At 72.6% G+C, this 20,535-nt stretch carries 20 protein-coding genes; 10 read left to right on the forward strand and 10 right to left on the reverse strand.

Going from position 1 to position 20,535, the window contains the following annotated elements; translation table 11 throughout:
• Nucleotides 1–82 precede the first annotated feature (82 nt).
• On the reverse strand, nt 83–1,513 hold the full coding sequence (locus ACFCZ1_RS03040) for an amidase (RefSeq protein ID WP_376676557.1): 1,431 nt from the start codon (nt 1,511–1,513) through the stop codon (nt 83–85).
• A gap of 125 nt (nt 1,514–1,638) precedes the next feature.
• On the opposite strand from ACFCZ1_RS03040, the gene ACFCZ1_RS03045 reads away from it, so the two are divergent.
• Together ACFCZ1_RS03045 and ACFCZ1_RS03050 are read left to right on the forward strand one after the other, a co-directional pair.
• Nucleotides 1,639–2,256 (forward strand): TetR/AcrR family transcriptional regulator, encoded by a 618-nt coding sequence (locus ACFCZ1_RS03045; protein ID WP_376676558.1) that lies wholly within the window; start codon nt 1,639–1,641, stop codon nt 2,254–2,256.
• A 45-nt stretch (nt 2,257–2,301) separates the two neighbouring features.
• Complete coding sequence (locus ACFCZ1_RS03050; protein WP_376676559.1) at nt 2,302–2,952, forward strand: HAD family hydrolase; 651 nt, start codon at nt 2,302–2,304, stop codon at nt 2,950–2,952.
• On the opposite strand, the gene ACFCZ1_RS03055 is transcribed toward ACFCZ1_RS03050, so the two are convergent.
• Nucleotides 2,939–3,313 carry a hypothetical protein gene (locus ACFCZ1_RS03055; protein WP_376676560.1) on the reverse strand — a complete coding sequence of 125 codons (375 nt, stop codon included), beginning with the start codon at nt 3,311–3,313 and terminating at the stop codon, nt 2,939–2,941. The genes ACFCZ1_RS03050 and ACFCZ1_RS03055 overlap by 14 nt on opposite strands.
• Before the next feature lie 143 nt (nt 3,314–3,456).
• Here ACFCZ1_RS03055 and ACFCZ1_RS03060 point away from each other — a divergent pair, with 143 nt between their 5' ends.
• From ACFCZ1_RS03060 to ACFCZ1_RS03075, 4 genes are all read left to right on the forward strand, one after another.
• Nucleotides 3,457–4,254, forward strand: coding sequence for a crotonase/enoyl-CoA hydratase family protein (locus ACFCZ1_RS03060; protein WP_376676561.1), 798 nt, complete (start codon nt 3,457–3,459; stop codon nt 4,252–4,254).
• Nucleotides 4,255–4,394: 140 nt separating this feature from the next.
• Complete coding sequence (locus tag ACFCZ1_RS03065) at nt 4,395–5,774, forward strand: ricin-type beta-trefoil lectin domain protein (RefSeq protein WP_376676562.1); 1,380 nt, start codon at nt 4,395–4,397, stop codon at nt 5,772–5,774.
• A 197-nt stretch (nt 5,775–5,971) separates the two neighbouring features.
• Complete coding sequence (locus ACFCZ1_RS03070; RefSeq protein WP_376676563.1) at nt 5,972–7,303, forward strand: erythromycin esterase family protein; 1,332 nt, start codon at nt 5,972–5,974, stop codon at nt 7,301–7,303.
• A gap of 144 nt (nt 7,304–7,447) precedes the next feature.
• Entirely contained in the window at nt 7,448–8,041 is a 594-nt protein-coding gene (locus tag ACFCZ1_RS03075) for an MBL fold metallo-hydrolase (protein WP_376676564.1), read from the forward strand.
• 93 nt (nt 8,042–8,134) lie between these two features.
• Here the strand turns inward: ACFCZ1_RS03075 and ACFCZ1_RS03080 are convergent, their stop codons facing one another.
• On the reverse strand, nt 8,135–8,701 hold the full coding sequence (locus tag ACFCZ1_RS03080) for a hypothetical protein (RefSeq protein WP_376676565.1): 567 nt from the start codon (nt 8,699–8,701) through the stop codon (nt 8,135–8,137).
• A complete protein-coding gene (locus tag ACFCZ1_RS03085) occupies nt 8,698–9,069 on the reverse strand; it encodes a PadR family transcriptional regulator (protein WP_376676566.1) in 372 nt (123 codons plus the stop codon). Before ACFCZ1_RS03085 ends, ACFCZ1_RS03080 begins: the two co-directional genes overlap by 4 nt.
• 134 nt (nt 9,070–9,203) lie before the next feature.
• Here ACFCZ1_RS03085 and ACFCZ1_RS03090 point away from each other — a divergent pair, with 134 nt between their 5' ends.
• The 3 genes from ACFCZ1_RS03090 to argG all read left to right on the forward strand — a co-directional run bounded on the left by ACFCZ1_RS03090 (nt 9,204) and on the right by argG (nt 13,615).
• Nucleotides 9,204–9,674 carry a carboxypeptidase regulatory-like domain-containing protein gene (locus tag ACFCZ1_RS03090; protein WP_376676567.1) on the forward strand — a complete coding sequence of 157 codons (471 nt, stop codon included), beginning with the start codon at nt 9,204–9,206 and terminating at the stop codon, nt 9,672–9,674.
• Between the two features lie 384 nt (nt 9,675–10,058).
• Complete coding sequence (locus ACFCZ1_RS03095) at nt 10,059–12,125, forward strand: SpoIIE family protein phosphatase (protein WP_376676568.1); 2,067 nt, start codon at nt 10,059–10,061, stop codon at nt 12,123–12,125.
• Nucleotides 12,126–12,169: 44 nt separating this feature from the next.
• Nucleotides 12,170–13,615, forward strand: a complete 1,446-nt coding sequence (gene argG, locus ACFCZ1_RS03100; RefSeq protein WP_376676569.1) for an argininosuccinate synthase — start codon at nt 12,170–12,172, stop codon at nt 13,613–13,615.
• Nucleotides 13,616–13,747: 132 nt separating this feature from the next.
• Here argG and ACFCZ1_RS03105 read toward each other — a convergent pair whose 3' ends face one another.
• Nucleotides 13,748–15,031 carry a cation:proton antiporter gene (locus ACFCZ1_RS03105; RefSeq protein ID WP_376676570.1) on the reverse strand — a complete coding sequence of 428 codons (1,284 nt, stop codon included), beginning with the start codon at nt 15,029–15,031 and terminating at the stop codon, nt 13,748–13,750.
• Nucleotides 15,032–15,137: 106 nt separating this feature from the next.
• Here ACFCZ1_RS03105 and ACFCZ1_RS03110 point away from each other — a divergent pair, with 106 nt between their 5' ends.
• The gene (locus ACFCZ1_RS03110; RefSeq protein WP_376676571.1) at nt 15,138–15,731 is read left to right on the forward strand and encodes a 2'-5' RNA ligase family protein; all 594 of its coding nucleotides are present in this window, start codon (nt 15,138–15,140) and stop codon (nt 15,729–15,731) included.
• Here the strand turns inward: ACFCZ1_RS03110 and ACFCZ1_RS03115 are convergent.
• The 5 genes from ACFCZ1_RS03115 to ACFCZ1_RS03135 all read right to left on the reverse strand — a co-directional run bounded on the left by ACFCZ1_RS03115 (nt 15,728) and on the right by ACFCZ1_RS03135 (nt 20,412).
• Nucleotides 15,728–17,254: a glutamate synthase subunit beta gene (locus ACFCZ1_RS03115; protein ID WP_376676572.1), complete on the reverse strand. Its 1,527-nt coding sequence runs from the start codon at nt 17,252–17,254 to the stop codon at nt 15,728–15,730. The two genes, ACFCZ1_RS03110 and ACFCZ1_RS03115, sit on opposite strands and share 4 nt — an antisense overlap.
• Before the next feature lie 230 nt (nt 17,255–17,484).
• Nucleotides 17,485–17,913, reverse strand: coding sequence for a helix-turn-helix domain-containing protein (locus tag ACFCZ1_RS03120; protein ID WP_376676573.1), 429 nt, complete (start codon nt 17,911–17,913; stop codon nt 17,485–17,487).
• Between the two features lie 251 nt (nt 17,914–18,164).
• Nucleotides 18,165–18,518: an ArsR/SmtB family transcription factor gene (locus tag ACFCZ1_RS03125; RefSeq protein ID WP_376676574.1), complete on the reverse strand. Its 354-nt coding sequence runs from the start codon at nt 18,516–18,518 to the stop codon at nt 18,165–18,167.
• On the reverse strand, nt 18,515–18,961 hold the full coding sequence (locus tag ACFCZ1_RS03130) for an SRPBCC domain-containing protein (protein ID WP_376676575.1): 447 nt from the start codon (nt 18,959–18,961) through the stop codon (nt 18,515–18,517). The genes ACFCZ1_RS03125 and ACFCZ1_RS03130 overlap by 4 nt, the downstream gene beginning before the upstream one ends.
• A 35-nt stretch (nt 18,962–18,996) precedes the next feature.
• Nucleotides 18,997–20,412 (reverse strand): glycosyltransferase 87 family protein, encoded by a 1,416-nt coding sequence (locus ACFCZ1_RS03135; RefSeq protein WP_376676576.1) that lies wholly within the window; start codon nt 20,410–20,412, stop codon nt 18,997–18,999.
• Nucleotides 20,413–20,535 lie beyond the last annotated feature (123 nt).

Genomic DNA, 20,535 nt, shown 5'->3' on the forward strand with positions numbered 1-20,535 from the left:
AGCCGAGAGCGTGCGGAGTGCGGGGGAGGGGGCGGCGGCGCGGGGAGGGCGCGGGAGTCCGCGCCCTCGGCGGCCGGCGGGCTCAGTCCGCCGGACCGGGCCCGCGCGGGTCGACCGGTGTGAGGACCCCGAGCCGGTCCTCGACCGCCTGTGCCGCGTCCAGGCACAGGTCCTCCCGGAAGGCGCGTCCGACGATCTGCACCCCACAGGGGAGCCCGCCCGCCGTCCCCGTCGGTACGGCCACGGCGGGCACGCCCACGAAGCTGGTCACCGTGCACAGCCGCATTCCCGAAGCGACCCGGTCCCGCCCCGCCCTGTCGCGCGATTCCAGCCCCGGCTCGACCGGCGGCTCGGTGAAGGACGGGCCGAGCAGAAGGGGGTACTCGTGCAGGAACTCGGCCCATGAGCGGCGGATGTTCATCCAGGTGCCCATCAGCTTCATCAGCTCGTCCGCGCTCGCGGGCGGGGTCTGCTCCATCGCCATCTCGATGTAGCGTCGCCCGCCCTCGCCGAGCAACTCGCGCACAGCCGGCCAGGTGGGGGCGAACTCCGTCATCGTGATCCGCCCGTACGCGTCCAGGGCCTCGTCCAGCCTCGGCACGTCCGCCACCTCGCGCACGTCGTAGCCCGCGGCGCGAAGTGCCCCGGCCGCGGTCTCGACGGCCGCGCGCACCGCGGGATGGACTCCGCGCCCGCCGGGGTCCGCCACGACCGCGACCTTCACCGCTCCGCGGAGCGGTTCGCCGTACGCGGGCACCGGTACGGCCCGCGGGTCACGCGGATCGGTCCCCGCCAACACCTCGTACGCCAGCCTCAGATCGCCCACGGTCCGGGCCAACGGGCCGTCGGTGACGAGCATCTGGGATGCCGGTCCGGGGTCGTCCGGGCCGAGCAGGCGGTGATCGGCCGGGAAGCGCCCGGTGGTCGGCTTCAGCCCCGCGATTCCGCAGAACTGGGCCGGGACGCGGATCGAGCCACCGGAGTCGTTGCCGAGGCCGAGCGCCGCCATACCCGTGGCGACGGCCGCCGCGTCGCCCCCGCTGCTGCCGCCCGGCGTCCGGGCCGGGTCCCAGGGGTTGGCCGTGTCGCCGAACAGCTCGCTGCGCGTGTGCATCCCGGCCAGGATCAGGGTCGGTACGTTGCTGTGCCCGATCGCGATGGCCCCCGCGGCGCGCAGTCGGGCCACTGGGGGCGCGTCCGCCGCCGCGACCAGGTCGCGGAAGCGCGTCACGCCGAACGTGGTCGGCACGCCTTCGACCGCGGTGGTCTCCTTCACCGTGAACGGCACGCCCGCGAGCGGCCCCAACACCTCACCGGCGGCCCGCCTGCGGTCGGTGTCCGCCGCGGCCTCGCGCGCCCTCTGCGCCAGGAGCTGCGTGACCGCGTTCACCCGCGGGTTGACCGCGGCGATGCGCTCCAGGTGGCTCTCCACCAGTTCGGTGGCCGACACCTCTCCGTTCCGTACCGCCTCCGCCTGCGCGGTGGCCGGCCTCTGCCACAAACCCTCCTGCATGACCCGCACTCTCCCCGTCCGATCGTTCCGATGCACTCGCATCGGAACAATAACCCGGGATCCGATGCGCTCGCATCGAATAGAGTGAGCCGCACGACCGCGGTGGAGCAGGGAGGCGACGGGGCATGCCCAAGCAGGTGGACCACGAGGGCCGGCGACGCCTCATTGCCGAGGCCGTGTGCCATCTCGCAGACGAACGCGGACTGGAAGGCGTGACCCTGCGCGACGTCGCCGCCCGCGCGCAGGTGTCGATGGGCGCCGTCCAGCGGTGCTTCCGCACCAAGGAGGAGATGCTCGTCTTCGCCCTCGGGTCCATCGGCGAGCGGATCGGCGAGCGTGTCCAGGCCCGCCTCGTCAGGAGCCCGGCCCAGTCGGCCGCCTCGGCCCTGGGCCACGCGGCCACCGAGGTCGCACTGCTGGGGGAAGAGCACCGCGCCGAGGCCAGGGTCTGGCTCGCCTTCGTCGCGCAGGCGGCCGTCAGCACCGCGCTCGCCGCGACGCTGAAGGCGAACTACGCCGCCCTGCAGGAAGCGTTCACCGGTCTCGTCTCCGAAGCGTGCGAGGGCGCGGCCCGCGCCGCGCCCCTCGACGCCCGGCGGGAGGCCCGCACCGTCCTCGCGCTCGCGGACGGCCTCACCGCGCACGTCCTCATCGGCCACCTCACCCCGCAGGAGGCCCAGGACGTCCTGCACGCGCACCTGAGCCGCCTCTGGGACACGGCGGCCGTCCCGCAGTGGCTCTGAGGCACCTCATGGTGCGTTCCCCGCTGCACCGCCTACGCTGCGGAGATGATCAAGCCCATAGAGCTCGTGATATTCGACTGCGACGGAGTGCTGGTCGACAGCGAACGCATCGCCGCGCGCGTCCAGGTGGCCTTGGGAGCGGAACTGGGCTGGCCGATCACCGAGGATGAGGTCATCGACCGGTTCATCGGCCGTTCCAACGCGTCCGTCGCCGAGCAGGTGGCCGCCCGGCTCGGCCGGGAAACAGCCGTGACCTGGACGGACCGGTTCGTGGAACTCCACCGGGAGGCGGTCGACGCGGAACTGTCGCCGGTGGAGGGGCTGCCCGAGGCACTCGACGCGATCACGCTGCCCACCTGCGTCGCGTCCAGCGGTTCGCACGACAAGATGCGCCACACCCTCGGGCGGACCGGTCTCTACGCACGCTTCGCCGGCCGTATCTACAGCGCCACGGAGGTCTCGCAGGGCAAACCGGCCCCGGACCTCTTCCTGTACGCCGCCCGGCAGATGGACGTCGACCCTTCCGCGTGCGCGGTGGTCGAGGACAGCCGCCCGGGAGTACGGGCCGCGCGTGCCGCCGGAATGCGCGCCTTCGGCTACGCGGGAGGTCTGACCCCCGCGGAGCGGCTCGAAGGGCCCGGCACCACGGTCTTCCACGACATGCGCGAACTCCCCGGGCTCCTCACCGCGCCGTGACGCCGGCTGCCGTGACGCCGGCCGGAGGACCGCCCGCGCGCTCCTGGGGGCACCGGCTCCATGGAGCGTTCACCGCCCAACTCGCCTCGCTGGACCCGCCACCACCACAGATGCAGCGGCTGCTCGGTGCGGTGTCGCGCAGCCGCCCGGCCATGGACGGGTTCGCCAGGGTGGCGGCGGGGCGGGGGTCGCCTCGCCCGCGGAGTTCTTGTCCGACGAAAGCGTCGAACGCCTCCTGGTGCAGCGAGACTCCGGCCCGGCCCCGGGCCGGCCGGGTTCCGGGCGCGGCCATGAATCCGGCCATGAATGCGGCCATGTATCCGGCCGCGACCAGGGGCTTGACCGACGGGCCCGCCCTCATCGACGCAGCGCCTCTACCGGTCGCCGGGCTTCACCGCATACGGTCGTCTCCCCGCCCCCTCCGCCGGCAAGGGTCGACCCCTGGCGGGCGGAGGTGCGGCCGCCACCCCGTCCGCCCACCGCGAGCCAGGAGACACCCGCCCCATGGCATCCGAGTACGACCCGACCTCCGAGCCCGTACGCGTCCGACGTCGGGGCGCGGTGACGACGATCAGCCTGAACCGGCCCCATGTCCGCAACGCCGTGGACCGGGCCACCGCGACCGCGCTGGCCGATGCGTTCCGGGCGTTCGACGCCGACCCGGAAGCCGCCGTGGCCGTCCTCCACGGTGAGGGAGGGACCTTCTGCGCCGGCGCCGACCTGAAGGCCATCAGCGACGGCAGGGGCAACCGGGTCGCCGCGGACGGCGACGGCCCCATGGGCGTCTCCCGGATGCGGCTCTCCAAGCCGGTCATCGCCGCCGTCAGCGGACACGCGGTGGCCGGCGGTCTGGAACTGGCGCTCTGGGCCGACCTCCGGGTGGCGGACGAGAGCGCGGTGTTCGGAGTGTTCTGTCGCCGCTGGGGCGTACCGCTGATCGACGGCGGAACGGTACGGCTGCCCCGCCTGATCGGTACGAGCAGGGCGATGGACATGATCCTCACCGGCAGGGCGGTCGATGCCGCCGAGGCGCTGCACATCGGCCTCGCCAACCGCGTGGTCCCCACCGGAGAGGCGCTGGCGAAGGCCCAGGAACTCGCGGCGCATCTGGCGCGGTTCCCGCAGACCTGCATGCGCCACGACCGGATGTCGGTCCTCGAACAGGAAGGGCTCGGCGAGAGCGCCGCCCTCGTCAACGAGTTCGGGCACGGCACCGTCTCGCTCGCCGCGGAAGCCGTCACCGGGGCCGCCCGGTTCGCTTCGGGCGCAGGACGCCACGGCCTCGGCAGCGGCCCTGCCTGACCGGGCCGAGGCCGGGGAGGCCGCCAACTCGGCTGACTGCGTGCGCCTTTGGCGTACTGGCCTATCATCGGATCGATTTCCGCCGCCCGTGCCAGCGCCGGGCCGGCGGGAAGTGAATCGTGATGAGAGGCAACGAGCACGTGCGATTGACAGGCAAGCACCGGATATCCATCGTTGCCGCGGCGGCCGCGGCGGCGATCGTGGGAACTCTGCAACTCCCCTCCAGCGCGTTCGGTACCGAAGACACCGGGAAAACCGGGAGCACGGAGAACACCGCTCCGGAGGCGGCGGGCTCCGAGTCGGCCCCGCCGGCCACGGAGGCACCCGACCCCCGAACGGAAGCCCCCGACTCGCACGCGGAGGACTCCGCCACCTACGGCAGCGACACCACGGCCTTCAAGGACGGCGTCATGTCGCTCGGTGCGCAAGCGCCCCGGTCCGCGGCGAGGTCGGCCGCGGCCGCGGCCGCGGCCCCCGCACCGCCGCACGGCGAAGGGTGGAAGCTGAGCGGCGCGACCAAGTGGCTGCAGACCGGCTACACGATCAAGTTCTACGACCAGAAGTCCGCGGACTGGCTGGCCCCGTACGTGCAGGCCTCCGCCGCGGACCTGCGGCGCATCACGAACCTGCCGGTCTCCGTCGACACGAAGCCGGTCGGCTGGGACTACGTCAGACCCAGGGGCGAAGTGGTCATCGGGGTGCTGCACCGCCCGTGCGTCCCGCCCGCCGGGGAAGGCAGCATGGGCAGCACCGGCTGGAAGGTGGTCCGCGACGGATCGGGCAGCGCGAACCTCAGCTGCGGCTTCACCGCCTCCTCCTTGGCCGACACCGTCACCAGCGGACACGCCTACATAGACGACGAGTTCTTCACCCCGGCCGGCAAGCCCACCGCCGCCATGGGCGAGACGTACATGCGCAACCACGTCAGTCACGAACTCGGACACACCCTGGGCCTGACGCACGCCAACCGCAGCCTGACCAAGAGCGACTGCGTCAAGGGCACCGACTCCGGCCAGTTCCCGGTCATGTGCTCACCCACGTACGCCTACCAGGACAAGCGGGCGGGCACCTACGTGCAGCAGTTCGACGTACAGGGTCTGCGCCTCCTCGCGGCTGGTGCGGGCGCCGCGCTGTCCCCGCAGGGCAAGGTGAGCGGGCTCGGCGGCAAGTGCCTCGACGTCAAGGGCGGAAAGGCGGCCAACGGCACGCAGATCCAGCTCTACACGTGCAACGGCTCCGCGGCGCAGTCGTGGATCCTGGGCAAGGACGGCACGTTCCGTGCGTTCGGCAAGTGCCTGGACAACGCGCGCAACGCGAGCACCAACGGCAACAAGATCAGCCTCTACGACTGCAACGGCAGCGCGGCGCAGCGCTGGTCCGTCAACGCCAAGGGCCAGATCGTCCACGTGGCGTCGGGCAAGGTCCTCGACGTGACCGGAGGTGCCACGGCCAACGGCACCGTGGTCCAGCTCTACACGGCGAACACCAACAAGCGCCAGGTATGGGTCACCCCGAAGTAGACCCGCCCCACCCCCCTGTGCGCCGTACCCGGACGGTACGGCGCACGGGACCGGCGCCACCCCGCACCGCACCCCGTGCTCCGCCGCGGGTCCGTGAGCAGCCCGGAGCGCGGGCGCGGCGCCGGTGGGGGCAGCGCCAGTTCAGGGCGGGGGCTGGGCCCATGGCCGCCGTCCGTCGCGGCGGGCAGCCTTGGATCATGAAACGGAACAAGGCAGCCCTGGCCGTACTGCTCCTCTCGCTCGGCGCGGTGGGCGTCACCGCGCCCGCCTCCTCGGCACGGTCGCCCGTGCCGGCCCTGGAACGCGACGCACACCCCCTGCGCACCACCGACCCCCGGGCGGACCTGGACGATCTGCGCCCGGTCGGCCGCATGGTGAAGGACGCCCGGGTGGTGGGCCTGGGCGAAGCCACCCACAGCTCGCACGAATTCCTCGCCATGAAGCACCGGGTCTTCCGCTACCTCGTCGAGGAGAAGGGCTTCCGCACCTTCGCCCTGGAGGGCAGCTGGAGCACCGGACTGCGGCTCAACGACTACGTGCTGCACGGCGAGGGCGATCCGGAGCGGATCATGCGCGAGGAGTTCCAGAGCAGCTACGTCTTCTGGAACAGCGCCGAATACCTGAACCTGCTGCGATGGATGCGGGGCTACAACCTCCGGCATCCGCACGACCCGGTGCAGTTCATGGGGGACGACTTCGGGTACGCCGGGCCGGAACTCTACGACGAGGTGACCGGGTACGTGGCCCGGGTCCACCCGGAGTTGGAGGCGCGCTTCACCGAGCTGTACCGCGGCCTGCGGCCCGCGACCACGCCCGAAGCCCACATGGAGGAATACCCGCAGCGGCCGCTCGCCGAGCGCAAGCTGATCGCGGACCGGACCGGGCGCGCCCTGGAACTGCTGAAGCAGCAGGGGCCGGGCGCGGGGACCGGCACCCAGGCGTACACGTGGGCGGTGCAGCACGCCACCGCCATCGACCAGACGGCCAAGGGGTACGCCTTCGACTTCGACGACCGGCAGCAGGGCGCGCAGGCCATGAGCTACCGGGACGCGATCATGGCGGACAACGTCGACTGGTGGCAGAAGCACACCGGGAGCAAGGTGGTGCTTGCGGCCCACAACGGGCACGTCGCCCTGCGGACCCACGACCCGAAGCACTATCCCGAGGTGCAAGGGAGCCATCTGCGCGACACGTTGGGGAAGGACTACGTGAGCATCGGCTCGACCTTCGACCAGGGCTCGTTCAACGCCGTCGGCGACGACGGGCAGCTGCGGGGCTTCACCGTGGGCCCTGCGAAAGCAGGCAGCAACGAGCACACCCTGGACAGGGTGCGCCACCGCGACTACGTGCTGGACCTGCGTACCGCCACGCCCGCGGCCCGCACCTGGCTGGCCACGGCCCGTACCACCCGGAGCATCGGCGGCGCCTATCCGGGGCCCTACGGACCGGAGACCGAGATCGCGCTCGGGCAGTCGTACGACATCGTCATCCATCTGCACCGGGTCGGTGCCGCCCGCCTGCTGCCGTAGACGGGGTACGGGGGACGGGGTGGGGGCGTGGAAGGGGTCAGCCGCGCAGGGGGCGATCGTGCCGGGGGAGACATGGCACGAAACCCGCGATCACCGGCAGAAGAGCCACTCGTGGCCCGCGGTCCGCGGCGCGAAGCTGGAGCCATGACAGACGAGCCCCTCGGCCGCAGCGCCGTGTACACCGTCCTGACCACCGGCTACACCCTCTCCACCGGACCGGGGGTCGCCGCCACCGTCTCGTACGTGACCGACGGCGACCGGCACGTGATCGTGGACCCGGGCATGGTGGCCCACCGCGACCGCATCCTCGGCGCGCTCGCGGAGCTGGGTCTGGGACCGGAGGACATCACCGATGTCGTGCTCAGCCACCACCACCCCGACAACACCATGAACGTGGGCCTGTTCCCCCGAGCGTGGGTCCACGACCACAAGGCGGAGTACCGGAACGACCAGTGGACCGACCGGGACGCCGAGGGCCATCAACTCGGCGACTCCCTGCGCCTGATCCGCACCCCGGGCCACAGCCCCGAGGACATCACCCTCCTCGCCGGCACCGCCGACGGAGTGGTCGCCTTCGCCGGCGACCTCTGGTGGCGCCCGGACGGCCCGGCCGAAGACCCGGTGGCCCCGGACCGGGACGAGCTGCGCACCTCCCGCCTCCGTGTCGTGGCGGCGGCCGATGTGATCGTCCCGGGCCACGGGGGCGCGTTCCCGGCGGGGGAGGGCGTGCCGCTCTAGGACGTGCTTCGCAAGCGGCGCCGGGCGCCCGAAGGCAGCGCCGGGCGCCGGAAGGCCGGGACTTCCCAGACGCGCCCCGGCGCCCGTGCGGCGTCAGGCGAGTCGGCGTCCGGCCGCCCTCAACAGGCGGCCGGCGATGAACGCCGGGACGGCCGTCATGGCGACGAGGAGCAGCAGCACTTCGGCGGGCCCGAGGTTCCCCGGTGAGGCGATGCCCAGCAGCCACAGGAGGCAGGCCGCTGGCAGCAGTCCCGTGGCAGCCGTCGCGATCCGCTTGTCCCCGGTGCTCCAGTACGGCGCCCTCCACAGCAGCGTCAGGCCCACGAGCCACAGCAGTGCGGCCACCGGCGCGGCGGCCACCCACAGCAAGGCGCTCGCGGTCAGCGGAAGGACGGCGGCGACGGGTCGGCCGAAGCCTCGCGGGGGTGCCGGCGGTTCTTCGAGCAGGGCGGTCGCCACGATGGTCCGCGGGTCGCCGAGCCGTTGCAGCAGGGCCCTGATCGTCTCGGCGTCGTGCGCGGAGCCTTCGGCCGCGGACACGGCGATGTGCTCGACCAGGTCCGCCAGCAGTTCGTTCCTGCGATCCGCCGGGAGTACCGCTGCCTCGCGTTCCACCGTGGCCAGGTACTCCCGGACGAGCGGATGGGCGTCTGCGTTCATGACTGCTCTCCAGGTGTCTTCGTGAGGAAGTGGTCGACGGCGTTGCGGAAGTGCGGCCAGGCGGCCGTGAACTCCGCCAGTGCGGATCGTCCGGACGCCGTCAGCGCGTAGTAGCGGCGCGGCGGTCCGCTGGGCGATTCCTGCCAGGTGGTCTCGACGAGCTCCTCGCGGCGCAGGCGGGACAGCAGGGGATAGATCGTGCCCTGGCTGGTGGCCATGGCCTCCACGGAGCCGAGTTCCCGCAGCAGTTCCACTCCGTACAGCGGACCGTCGCGCAGCAACGCCAGGACGCAGTACTCGATCACGCCCTTGCGGAGCTGGCTTTCCGCTCTCCCGGGGACGCGCTTACTTGCATCGTCGGGTTCCATGCAAAACATGATAGTCCCGTGGCGGCTTCACCGTGGCGACATCCGGACGGCAACGGGGCGCATCGGCGCGATCGCCGCAACTGGCGGCATCGGTAGGGCTCGGACAGACTGGTGAGGGGTGTCAGGGGCGGGAGGTGACTCTGGTGTTCGGATATGTGCGGTCGATCCACGACGAAGAGCCGATCCTCATGATCAAGGTCAGCGTGTACCGCGGTGATCTGACGGCCATTGACCACGTCTTCACCGACGACGAGGGCCGTTACGACGTGGAAGTGCCCGAGGGCGAGACCGTCACCCTGCGGTTCGACACGCACCACTCGCTCGCCAACGCGGGGGAGTGGCAGCCTTCAGCGGTCGCGAACGTCGTTGCCGACGATGACACCCCCCTGGACCGGTACCTGGTCCGACGAGGCCACGATTCCGACGCGGTGTCGTCCATGGACGCACTGAACGGGTACCTGATCGCCGCGGCATCGAGTGACGTCGAGGGGGACGCGCAGTACGCGGGTACGGCAGTGAAGCGCCTCGCGATGCTCAAACAGCACACCCGGGTGCTCCAGGAGCTCCAGCAAAAGCTCCTGGACCACTTCGGCGAACAGACGTAGCCGGCGCACCGGACCCAAACCGGACCCGCACCGATCCGCACCGATCCGCACCGATCCGCACCGACCCGCACCGACCCGCACCGGACCGGTCGTCAGGAACGTTGTCGTGGGTCGGCGGACGCGCCGTCCACGCCCGGCGGCTCGCGTCGCGTGCCCGCAGCCGCCCTCCGGTACTTGCGGCGAAGCGTCGTCGCCGGATCGTTCCGGATCCGGCCGGGAGGCGCCGCCGCGCCGGACGGCAGACGATGGACTCGTGGAGACACGGATCCCCGCAGGCTCTGCCCGAGCGGCTCCCTCCCCGACCGCGGCCGGGGAAGGCAGGGCGAGCAGGACGGGGCCGGTCAGGCAGGGCCAGGGCGGCACGGCGTTGGGTGCAGGTGCCACATGAACGAGCACATCCCGGTCGACGAGCTGATCAGCGGCGCGGCACAGGCCGCCGGCGGCTGGCTGGGTGCGCTGCCGGTCGCGCTGGTGGCCACCAGCGCCGACGGGACGATCGTGCGCTGGAACCAGGTCGCGCAGGAATTGCTGGGCTACACCCCGCCGCAGATGCTGGGTCGCAACATCGCCGACCTGGTTCATCCGGGAGCCGACCGCAGTCTCGGGCGCTCGCTCTGGGAGGCCGCGGCCTCCGGACGCGGCGTCATGGGCACGGTGACCGCCTGGCACCGCGACGGGCGCCCGCTGGAGCTGGAGATCTGGGCCTCTCCGGTGTCCGACCGCCGGCACGGCGCGGCCACGGTGCTGGTCTTCGCCGCCGATGCCCACGCGGCCCGCCGCATCCGGGGGGCTTCGGCGGTATGGGACGGCCTGTTCGCCCGCTCACCCGTCGGCATCGCCATCCTCGACACGCAGCTGCGGTTCCTTCAGGTCAACGCCGCGCTCGAAGCCATGAACGGGCTGCCCGAGTCGGCGCACGTGGGACGCCGCCTGGCCGAGATCCTCCCGGAGGTGAACGCCGCGGAGATGGAGGAGGCGATGCGCCAGGTCATGGAGACCGGGGAGCCGGTCCTGGATCGCCGCCGTATCGGACGGACGCCGACCGCACCCGACCAGGACCGGATGTGGTCGTGCTCCTACGTGCGGGTCGAGGACCCCGCCGGCATGCCGATCGGTGTCATCGCCTCGCTCGTGGACATCACCGAGCAGCAGCGCGACCATGTGGAAGCCGAAGCCGGCCGGCGCAGGCTCGCCCTGCTCAACGAGGCGAGCATGCGCGTCGGCTCCAGCCTGGACCTGGAGCGCACCGCGCAGGAACTCGCCGAGCTGGCCGTGCCGCGCCTCGCCGACACCGTCACCGTGGACGTACTGGACGCCCTCGCCCGCGGTGACGAACCCGGTACGGGGCTGGCCGGCGGGGTCGTCCTGCGGCGGCTGGGCAAGGCTCCGCTGTCCGGGTCCCGGGTGACCGATGTCCTCGCCCGCCTCGGCGGGAGGCTCGTCTTCCCCGCGGCCGCCCCCTACACCAAGGCCCTCGCGGGCCGGCAGCCCTTCCTGATCGCCCGCCTCGACGAACGGGCCGTCGCCCCCGCTGCCCAGCACTCGGCCAAACCCGCGGAACTGCTCGCGGTAGGTGTCCACTCGTTCCTCATGGCACCCCTCGTGGCCAGGGAGTCGGTGCTCGGCGTCGCCACCTTCTACCGCAGCCGCCCGAGCGAGCCCTTCGGCTCCGAGGACGTCACCCTCGCCGCCGAACTCGCCGCACGCGCCGCGCTCAGCATGGACAACGCCCGGCTCTACCACCGTGAGCACGAGACCGCGGTGATCCTCCAGCGCAGCATGCTTCCCCAGCACATCTCCCCGCCCCCCGGCATCGAGGTCAGGCACCGGTACCTCCCCGCGAGCGACGTCAACGAGGTCGGCGGTGACTGGTACGACGTCCTGCCCCTGGCCGGCGGAAGGGCGGGCCTGATCATCGGCGACGTGATGGGGCACGGCATCACCGCGGCCGCGGTCATGGGCCGGCTGTCCGCCTCCGTACGGGCCCTCGCCCGCCTCGACCTATCGCCCGTCGGGCTGCTGCACCAGCTGGAGGCGGCCCTCTCCGATCTCGCCGAGCCGATGCTGGCCACGCTCCTGTACGTCGTGTGCGATCCGGCCACCGGACACTGCACGGTCATCCGGGCCGGACATCCGCCGCCCGTACTCGCGCTGCCCGACGGAACGGTCCGGCTCGTGGACACCCCGCCCGGCGTCCCCCTGGGGGTCGGGGGCGTCGCGTTCACCCCGACCGAGTTCGACGTGCCCGCCGGCGGGGTCCTCGTGCTCTACACCGACGGACTGATCGAAGCCCGCGGACGCGACCTCGACGAGCGGCTGGCCGAGCTGATGGGGCTGCTCGCCGACAGTCGGCGGGAGCTGGACCAGGTGTGCGACTCGCTGATCACCCACCTCGTTCCGGCGGCCGCCGACGACGACATCGCCCTCATGGTGGCCCGCATCGGCCACTGACGAGTGGCGTTGCATGGATATGCGCGATGGTGCATACTCTTTCCATGTCCAAGGTCCTCACCTCCCTCCCCGCCGGCGAACGCGTCGGCATCGCCTTCTCAGGCGGCCTCGACACGTCGGTCGCGGTCGCGTGGATGCGCGACAAGGGCGCCATCCCCTGCACCTACACCGCCGACATCGGTCAGTACGACGAGCCCGACATCGCCTCGGTGCCCGGCCGTGCGAAGACCTACGGTGCCGAGATCGCGCGCCTGGTCGACTGCCGTGCGGCACTGGTCGAGGAGGGTCTGGCGGCGCTCAGCTGCGGGGCGTTCCACATCCGTTCGGGCGGGCGTTCCTACTTCAACACCACGCCGCTCGGCCGCGCCGTCACGGGCACCCTCCTGGTCCGGGCGATGCTCGAGGACGACGTACAGATCTGGGGCGACGGCTCGACCTTCAAGGGCAACGACATCGAGCGCTTCTACCGGTACGGCCTGCTCGCCAACCCGCACCTGCGGATCTACAAGCCCTGGCTGGACGCGGACTTCGTGACCGAGCTCGGCGGCCGCAAGGAAATGTCGGAGTGGCTGCTCGCCCACGACCTGCCCTACCGCGACAGCACGGAGAAGGCGTACTCCACCGACGCCAACATCTGGGGTGCCACCCACGAGGCCAAGACCCTGGAGCACCTGGACACCGGGGTCGAGACCGTCGAGCCGATCATGGGCGTCCGGTTCTGGGACCCCTCGGTCGAGATCGCCGCCGAGGACGTGACGATCGGCTTCGACCAGGGCCGCCCGGTGACGGTCAACGGCAAGCAGTTCGCCTCGCCCGTCGACCTGGTGATGGAGGCGAACGCCATCGGCGGCCGGCACGGCATGGGCATGTCGGACCAGATCGAGAACCGGATCATCGAGGCCAAGAGCCGCGGCATCTACGAGGCACCGGGCATGGCCCTGCTGCACGCCGCGTACGAGCGGCTGGTCAACGCGATCCACAACGAGGACACCGTCGCCCAGTACCACAACGAGGGACGGCGCCTCGGCCGGCTGATGTACGAGGGCCGCTGGCTGGACCCGCAGGCGCTGATGGTGCGCGAGTCGCTGCAGCGCTGGGTCGGCGCGGCCGTCACCGGCGAGGTGACGCTGCGGCTGCGACGCGGTGAGGACTACTCGATCCTCGACACCACGGGCCCGGCGTTCAGCTACCACCCGGACAAGCTGTCCATGGAGCGCACCGAGGACTCGGCGTTCGGCCCGGTGGACCGGATCGGCCAGCTCACCATGCGCAACCTCGACATCGCCGACTCGCGCGCCAAGCTGGAGCAGTACGCCGGGCTCGGCCTGATCGGCACCGGTCATCCCGCCATCGGTGCCGCCCAGGCGGCCGCGACCGGGCTGATCGGCGTCCTGCAGGAGGGCGGCGCCGAAGCCATCGCCTCCCGCGGCGAGGTGTCCGACGACGAGGAGATGCTGGACCGCGCCGCGATGGAGTTCGGCACGGACTGACCGGGAACGGCCGCAGAGGCCGGTCCGGCGCCGACGGCGCCGGACCGGCCTTTTCCGCGTTTCGCCTCGGCCGCGCGGGCCGAGCCGCCGTTTCAGGACGTGCGCGCGGAGGCGGTCGCCCGCGGTGGACCGTCAGCGTGGCGCGTCGTCGTGCGCGAGTGCGTTCTCCCGCAGGTCCGGCTCGACGCGAAGTGTCCTGGCGAACCAGTTGCTGTAGCGGTCCCCCAGGAAGGGAGCCGTGGCCCCGTGAAGAAGGATGCTCAGGCACACGGTCATGGCTACGGCGTCACCCAGCAGGCTTCCCCCCGGGAGGTGCTCTTCGAAGGCCAGCAGGCCGAACACGAGGGAGGCCAGACCGCGCGGACCGAACCAGCCGATGTAGGCCACGGAAGCAGGGCGCAGACCGGTGCCGAGCAGAGCGAGGGCGACCGGCAGCATCCGGACGACGGTCAGGCTGAGCAGCGCGTAGACCACGATGCGCCACGACAGGTGTTGGAGTACCGGCCCCAGGATGACCGCGCCGAAAAGGAGGAAGCTCAGCGAGGCGAGCAGCAGGCCGAGGTGTTCGGTGAACCTCGTGCTCTGCGCGGGATCCCATCCCCGGGTACGGAGGCTCCGGTCGGCGGGCACCCGGCGCAGCTGGACGCCGAAGGCCAGGCCGGCGACCCAGGCGCCGATGAAGCCGCTGCCCTCGGCCATGACACACAGCACATACGCGATGGCCGGAACGGCGAACGCCAGGAACTGCCGCCACTCGGAACTGCTCCACCCCCGCAAGAGCGACCAGCCCAACAGGCTCGCCCCCGCCCAGCCGGCCGCGGCACCGATGGCGCCGCTCAGCAGCAGCGCGCGCAAGAACGTCTCGGCAATGCCCGGATCGCCATGGCCCCCGCCCGCCGCCGCCAGCGCCAGTACGAAGAACGGTAGGGCCAGACCGTCGTTCAGACCGGACTCGACGGTCAGGCCGCCGCGGATCAGTGCCGGCACCCGCTTGTCGGAGACGGCCTGCTTCCCGAGCGCGGCGTCCGTCGGCGCCAGGATGATGCCGACCAGCGCCAGCTCCCACACACTCAGACCGGGCAGCAGGGGCCAGGCCGCGAGCCACCCCAGAGCCATCGTGACCGGCAGGCCCACTGCGAGCAGCCGCAGCGGCAGGAACTCCTCCCGGCGCAGGTCCCGGGCCCTGATCCCCGCCGCGTCCGTGAACAGTGTGAGCACCAGTGCGCTCTCCAGCAGAGCCCGCGTGACCTCGGGATCCCGCGCCCGGTCCAACAGGTCCAGGCCCAGCGGGCCGATCCCCAGACCGAACAGCGTGAACACCAACGGCCCCGAGATCACCGTGGTCGACAGACGCCGCGAGAGCACCCCGTAGCCGACGATCACACTCCCGGCGATCACGACGGCCCAGCCGTTCATCCGCACTCCTCACACCGGGTGTTCCAGACGTGAAGGCCGACCCTACGTCTCGGGTCGACGCGCCGTTGCGGCGGCTCGCGGGGGTGGCCAAGGGCATCATGACCATGTGAACGTCCCCCCGACAGCCGGCGGCGGAGCCGGCGCCCCCGCGTTCATCGAGGCCGCTCCCACACCTCGGACGGCTGTCGTGTGGCTCCCTCCGGAAGGGCTCTGGCCCCCCATCCAGAGCATCCGAGCCGAACACGACCCCCAGATCCGCCGCTGGCCACCCCATGTGAACCTGGTCTTCGGCTTCGTCCCGGAGGCCGACTTCGAGGCCGCCGCCCCCCTGCTGGCGGCGGCGGCCGCCGAGAGGGAGCCCTTCGCCGTCCGCCTCAGCGGAGTGCACGCCTTCCGCCACCGCGCGTACGCCACCGTATGGCTGGACCCCGCCGCTGCCGGTCTGGCCCCGTGGACTGCGCTCCAGAGCGCCTTGGCGGAGCCGTTCCCCCTGTGCCGCAGCCGCTTTCCGCGCTTCACGCCGCACCTGTCACTCGGACGCACCCGTGACCCGCGGCGGCTGGCTCCGGAGTGCGATGCCCGCCTGGGCGGCATGTCGGCGCAGGTCCACGAGATCGTGCTGCTGTCCCGCCGGGGCGACGAGCCCATGCGGCCCCGCGCCGCGATCACGCTGGGCGCGGGCGAGGTGCGCTGGCTCTAGGTCTTTCCGTAGCGCAGCCGTCCCAGGGCCGTCATGGGCCGGTCGTGGGCGGCGACGGGGGCCGGGAGCGAGGTGGACCCGGTCAGGTAGTGGTCCACCGCGGCGGCCGCCGCCCGGCCCTCGGCGATGGCCCACACCACCAGCGACTGACCCCGGCCGGCGTCGCCCGCGACGAACACCCCGCGCGCCCGCCCGCCGGCGGCCGCGAAGTCCACGCCGCGTGCGAAATTGCCGCGGTCGTCGAGCTCCAGCCCCAGCTGCTCGCGCAGGCCGCCCGCCCGCTCGGGGCCGGAGAAGCCCAGGGCCAGCAGGACCAGACCGGCCGGGATCACCCGCTCGGTGCCGGTGAGGGGCGTACGGGCCAGGGGCTCGACCGCGGTCAGGTGCAGCGCCCGTACCCGGCCCGCGGAGTCCCCCTCGAAGCGCAGGGTGGCGCAGGCGAACAGCCGTGGGTCGGCGCCCTCGCGCCCGCGGGCCTCTTCGTGGGCGTGGGAGATCCGGTACACCTTCGGGTACACCGGCCACGGCTCGCCGTCGGTCCGGCCCGGACCGGGTTCCGGATTGATGTCGAGCTGGACCACGGAGAGCGCACCCTGCCGCAGGGCGGTGCCGAGGCAGTCCGAGCCCGTGTCGCCGCCTCCGACGATCACCACGTGCCTGCCTTCGGCGGTGACGGGGGACACGGCGTAGTCGCCCTCCCGCACCCGGTTCGCGAAGGTCAGGTAGTCCATGGCCTGGTGGATGCCGCGCAGTTCGCGCCCGGGGACCGGAAGCTCCCTGCGCTCCTCGGCCCCGACCGCGACGACGACCGCGTCGAACCGGCCCCGCAGCTCGGCCGCGCCGACGGCGCCGGACGTGCCGGGCGCGCCGCCGATTTCGGCGCCCGTCACGAAGGTGGTGCCCTCGGCCCGCATCTGCTCGATCCGGCGGTCGAGGCAGTCCTTCTCCATCTTGAACGCGGGGATGCCGTAGCGCAGCAGGCCCCCGATCCGGTCGGCCCGTTCGTGGACGGCGACGCCGTGCCCGGCCCGGGTCAGCTGCTGCGCCGCGGCCAGTCCGGCAGGCCCCGAGCCGATGACGGCCACCGACTTGCCGCTCTGCCGCTCCGGCGGCATGGGCGCCATGTAGCCGCGCCGCAGGCCCTCGTCCGCGATCGCCTGCTCGACGTTCTTGATGGTCACCGGATCCGCGTTGATCGTCAGGACACAGGCGTCCTCGCAGGGGGCCGGGCAGAGCCGGCCGGTGACCTCGGGGAAGTTGTTGGTCGCGTGCAGCCGCTCGTACGCGGCACGCCAGTCGCCGTGCGCGGCGTACGCGTTCCACTCGGGTATGAGGTTCCCGAGGGGGCAGCCGCTGTGGCAGAACGGGATGCCGCAGTCCATGCAACGGTCCGCCTGCTCGGAGACGAGCGGCAGCAGCGCCTGCCCCGCGTAGACCTCGTGCCAGTCACCGAGCCGCTCCTCCACGGGCCGGGCCGGGACGGGCCTGCGGGGGATCCTGAGGAAACCGAACGGATCGGTCACACGCCGCCTCCCTGGATCAGCCCGTACGGTGTGCGCCGTACGGGCTACATGTGGCGTTCTGACCAGATTACGCCGTCCGGGCAAGGGCCCCCAGGGGTACTTCCACGCGCTCGACCGCCGTGCCGCGGGCGTCGCCCGGCGCGATACCGCGCGGCGGCCGACCGTGCCACTCCGCCGTCGCGGCGGACCCGGACCGTCACCGCCGCGGCGGTGTCGCTGTCACGGGACTTCTAGGCCCTGTCGGGAAGGGAGGCGGGCTTCGCTTCCCCGTTCCTGACCGGCCGCGTGTGGATCTTGGAGATGCAGGCCGGGACGGCGGCGCCCTCGTCGTGCGGGCGGGCCCGGTACGCGCTCGGGCTCTCGCCGACCAGCTCGGTGAACCGTGAGCTGAACGATCCCAGCGACGTACAGCCGACCGCGAAGCAGACCTCCGTCACCGTCAGGTCACCCCGCCGGAGCAGCGCCTTGGCCCTCTCGATGCGGCGCGTCATCAGGTAGCTGTACGGCGTTTCCCCGAAGGCCGCGCGGAAGCTGCGGGAGAAATGGCCCGGCGACATGAGGGCGAAACGCGCCAGCGCCGGAACGTCGAGCGGTTCCGCGTACTCGCGGTCCATCAGGTCGCGGGCCCGGCGCAGCCGGACGAGATCCTCCAGGTTCACCCGACAACCATCCCACAACGCCGGGCGCCGCCGGTGAGATCCACCCATGTCCTGCTTACCCCGGGCCCCGGGCCCCGGGCGCGGCGGGGAGGGGAGGGGAGGGCGGCGTGGAGCGGATCGGCGTCGAGGCCTTCGGCCGGCCGGCCGGCCGGGCCGCGCCTGCGCCACCGGTCTGGGGAGCCCGGTCCGGGGAGCGCTCAGGGCCGGGAGCCCGGCCCCGAGCGCCTCGGCCACCGCGCGCGGAGGGTGCCTCAGCCCGCGTCCCGCTCCGCCGCTTCGGCGACGCGCTTGATGTGCGCCAGCCGCCTGTCCCAGTCGGTGGCGAGCGCGGCCATCCACCGCGCCGTCGCGTCGAGGGCCGCGGGCCGTACCGCGTACCGCACCTCGCGTCCGACCCGGCTGCCCGAGACCAGCCCGGCGGCGTCGAGGACGGTGAGGTGCTTGACCACGGCCTGGCGCGAGACGGGCACGCCTTCGGCGAGCGTCGTGGCGGTGGCTTCGCCCTGCGCGGCGAGCAGATCGAGCAGCCGGCGGCGCGTCGGGTCTGCCAGTGCCGCGAGGACGCCGTCGACCGCCTCGGGGGCGCCGCGACGTCCGTCGCTCACGCGGACGGCTGTTCGGCGCGCTTCCCGAGCGCGTCGAGCACCTGGGGCCAGCCGCCGGTGTTGTCCTGCAGCGCCTTGTCGCGCAGGTCCTCCGGGCCGGCCAGGGCCGCGAACCCGCTCTCGACGACGCGGAGCCGCGTCTTGCCGCCCTCCGGAGTCAGGGTGAACTCCACGAGCGTGCTGTTGTCCTCGCGCAGCTCCTCGCCGGGGAAGGCGCTGGCCCAGCGGTACGCCAGGTAGGTCTGCGGCTCGACCTTCTCCACGCGCACCGGGAAGTCCCCGTACCCGGCGTTCTTCGCCACCAGCGACTCGCCCTCCCTGGCCGCGGCGCCGGTCAGGGTCGCCGGGTCGGCCACCCAGAACCCGGGCTCGGCCACCAGCGACCAGACCCGGTCCAGGGATGCCGCGATCAGGATGTCGCGTTCGATCCGGTCCTTGCTCATGAGCAGACTCCTTCGCTGCGGTCCGTTGAATGCAACTACAGAGTTGCACGTCGCTGTGCGGGGTGCAACCTCAGGGTTGCACCCGGGTGGGCCGGGCCCCCGCGGCGGAGCAGCCACCCCGCGAAGGCGGCGGCGCCCGCGAGGGCGTACGCGACGGTGCCGGTGTCCGGGCCGAGGGAGCGCCCGGCGATGTACACGACGGCCCCGGCCACGGCGACGCCGAGCCACTCCCAGCGGCCGTCGAGGGCCACGAGGGCGATCAGCAGGAGCGCGTACCAGGAGTAGCCGGGAGTCATGAGGAGGAAGGCCGTGCCCGTCACCAACAGTGCGGCGCTCCAAGGGCGTTCGGGGTCGCCCCGGCGCCATGCGTACGCGACCACGGCGAGCATCACGACGGCCGCGGCGGGCAGGGCCCAGTCGTCCGGGAGCACCAGCCGCAGCAGTGCGTACCGGCCGCGGGCCCCTGCGTCCTCGTACCCCTCTTCCTCGGCGTATCCGCCCAGGTAGCCGAGGACGGAGGACCGGGACGTCAGCACGTACGGCAGGTACAGCAGGCCCACGGCCGCCGCGGTGGGCAGCAGCACGGCGGCCGCGCGCCGCCACGTGCGGACCCCGGCCAGTACTCCCGGCAGCAGGACGGCGGGCAGCAGCTTGGCCGCGACGGCGAGGCCGAGGAGCACTCCGCCCGCCACCCGCCGGCGGCCGACCACCCCGAGGGCGGCGACCGACAGGAGGACCGCGAGGGCGTCGACATGGGCGTTGTTGACGGCTTCGACGGGTACCGCAGGACACCAAGCCCAGTACGCCGCGTGGCGGGGATCTCCCCGTCCTCGGCGAAGGATCAGCAGCAGTACGCCCGTCACCCCGACGGACACCGCGACGCCGCCCGCCTGGAGGGCCTTGTGCCGTACGCCGTCGGGGGAAAGGGCGTGCACGAGGAGGAAGTACCCCTCGGCGACCGGCGGATAGACGGTGTGCACCTGCGGGCGGTTGATGCGGGTGCACACCCCCGCCGTGACGGGCGCCAGGTCGGGCCGGCCGGTACAGGCCGGGCCCTCGGGGAACAGCCAGGTGTCACGCAGCCCCGTGAGCGCCGGATCGGCGGGGGTGTGGTCGTACGGCGAGATCCCGGCGGCCTGGACCCGCCCGTCCCAGGCGTAGCGGAACGAGTCGGTGCTCGTCCGGGGCGCGGCGGCCAGCCCGGTGAGGGCGACGGCGGCCGAACCCGCCAGGACGAGCGGGACGACGGCCCGGGCCGGTGCCCCGCGCACGCTCACCACGGCGGCGGCGAACAGCGCCCACGCCGCCGCGTACCACCACGTCAGGCCGATGGGGTCGGCGAAGTAGCCGTCCTTGCGCACGGTCGGGACCAGGACGGCAACCAGCGCGGCCAGCAGCACGGTTGTGGTGAGAACGGCGCGGGTCGGGTGGGTGGGGCGGGGGCGGTTCATACGGGCCAGCCTGGCAGGACGCACCCCTCCCCGGCCTCGGGCCGGGCGGAGCGTCCGCGTTTCGTAAGGTGTCGGACCGCCCCGCCGGGCATGCGGCACGGTGTGCTTCCTGCTTCCTGCTTC

The sequence above is a fragment of the Streptomyces sp. NPDC056224 genome (genome assembly GCF_042267665.1).
Classification (GTDB): domain Bacteria; phylum Actinomycetota; class Actinomycetes; order Streptomycetales; family Streptomycetaceae; genus Streptomyces.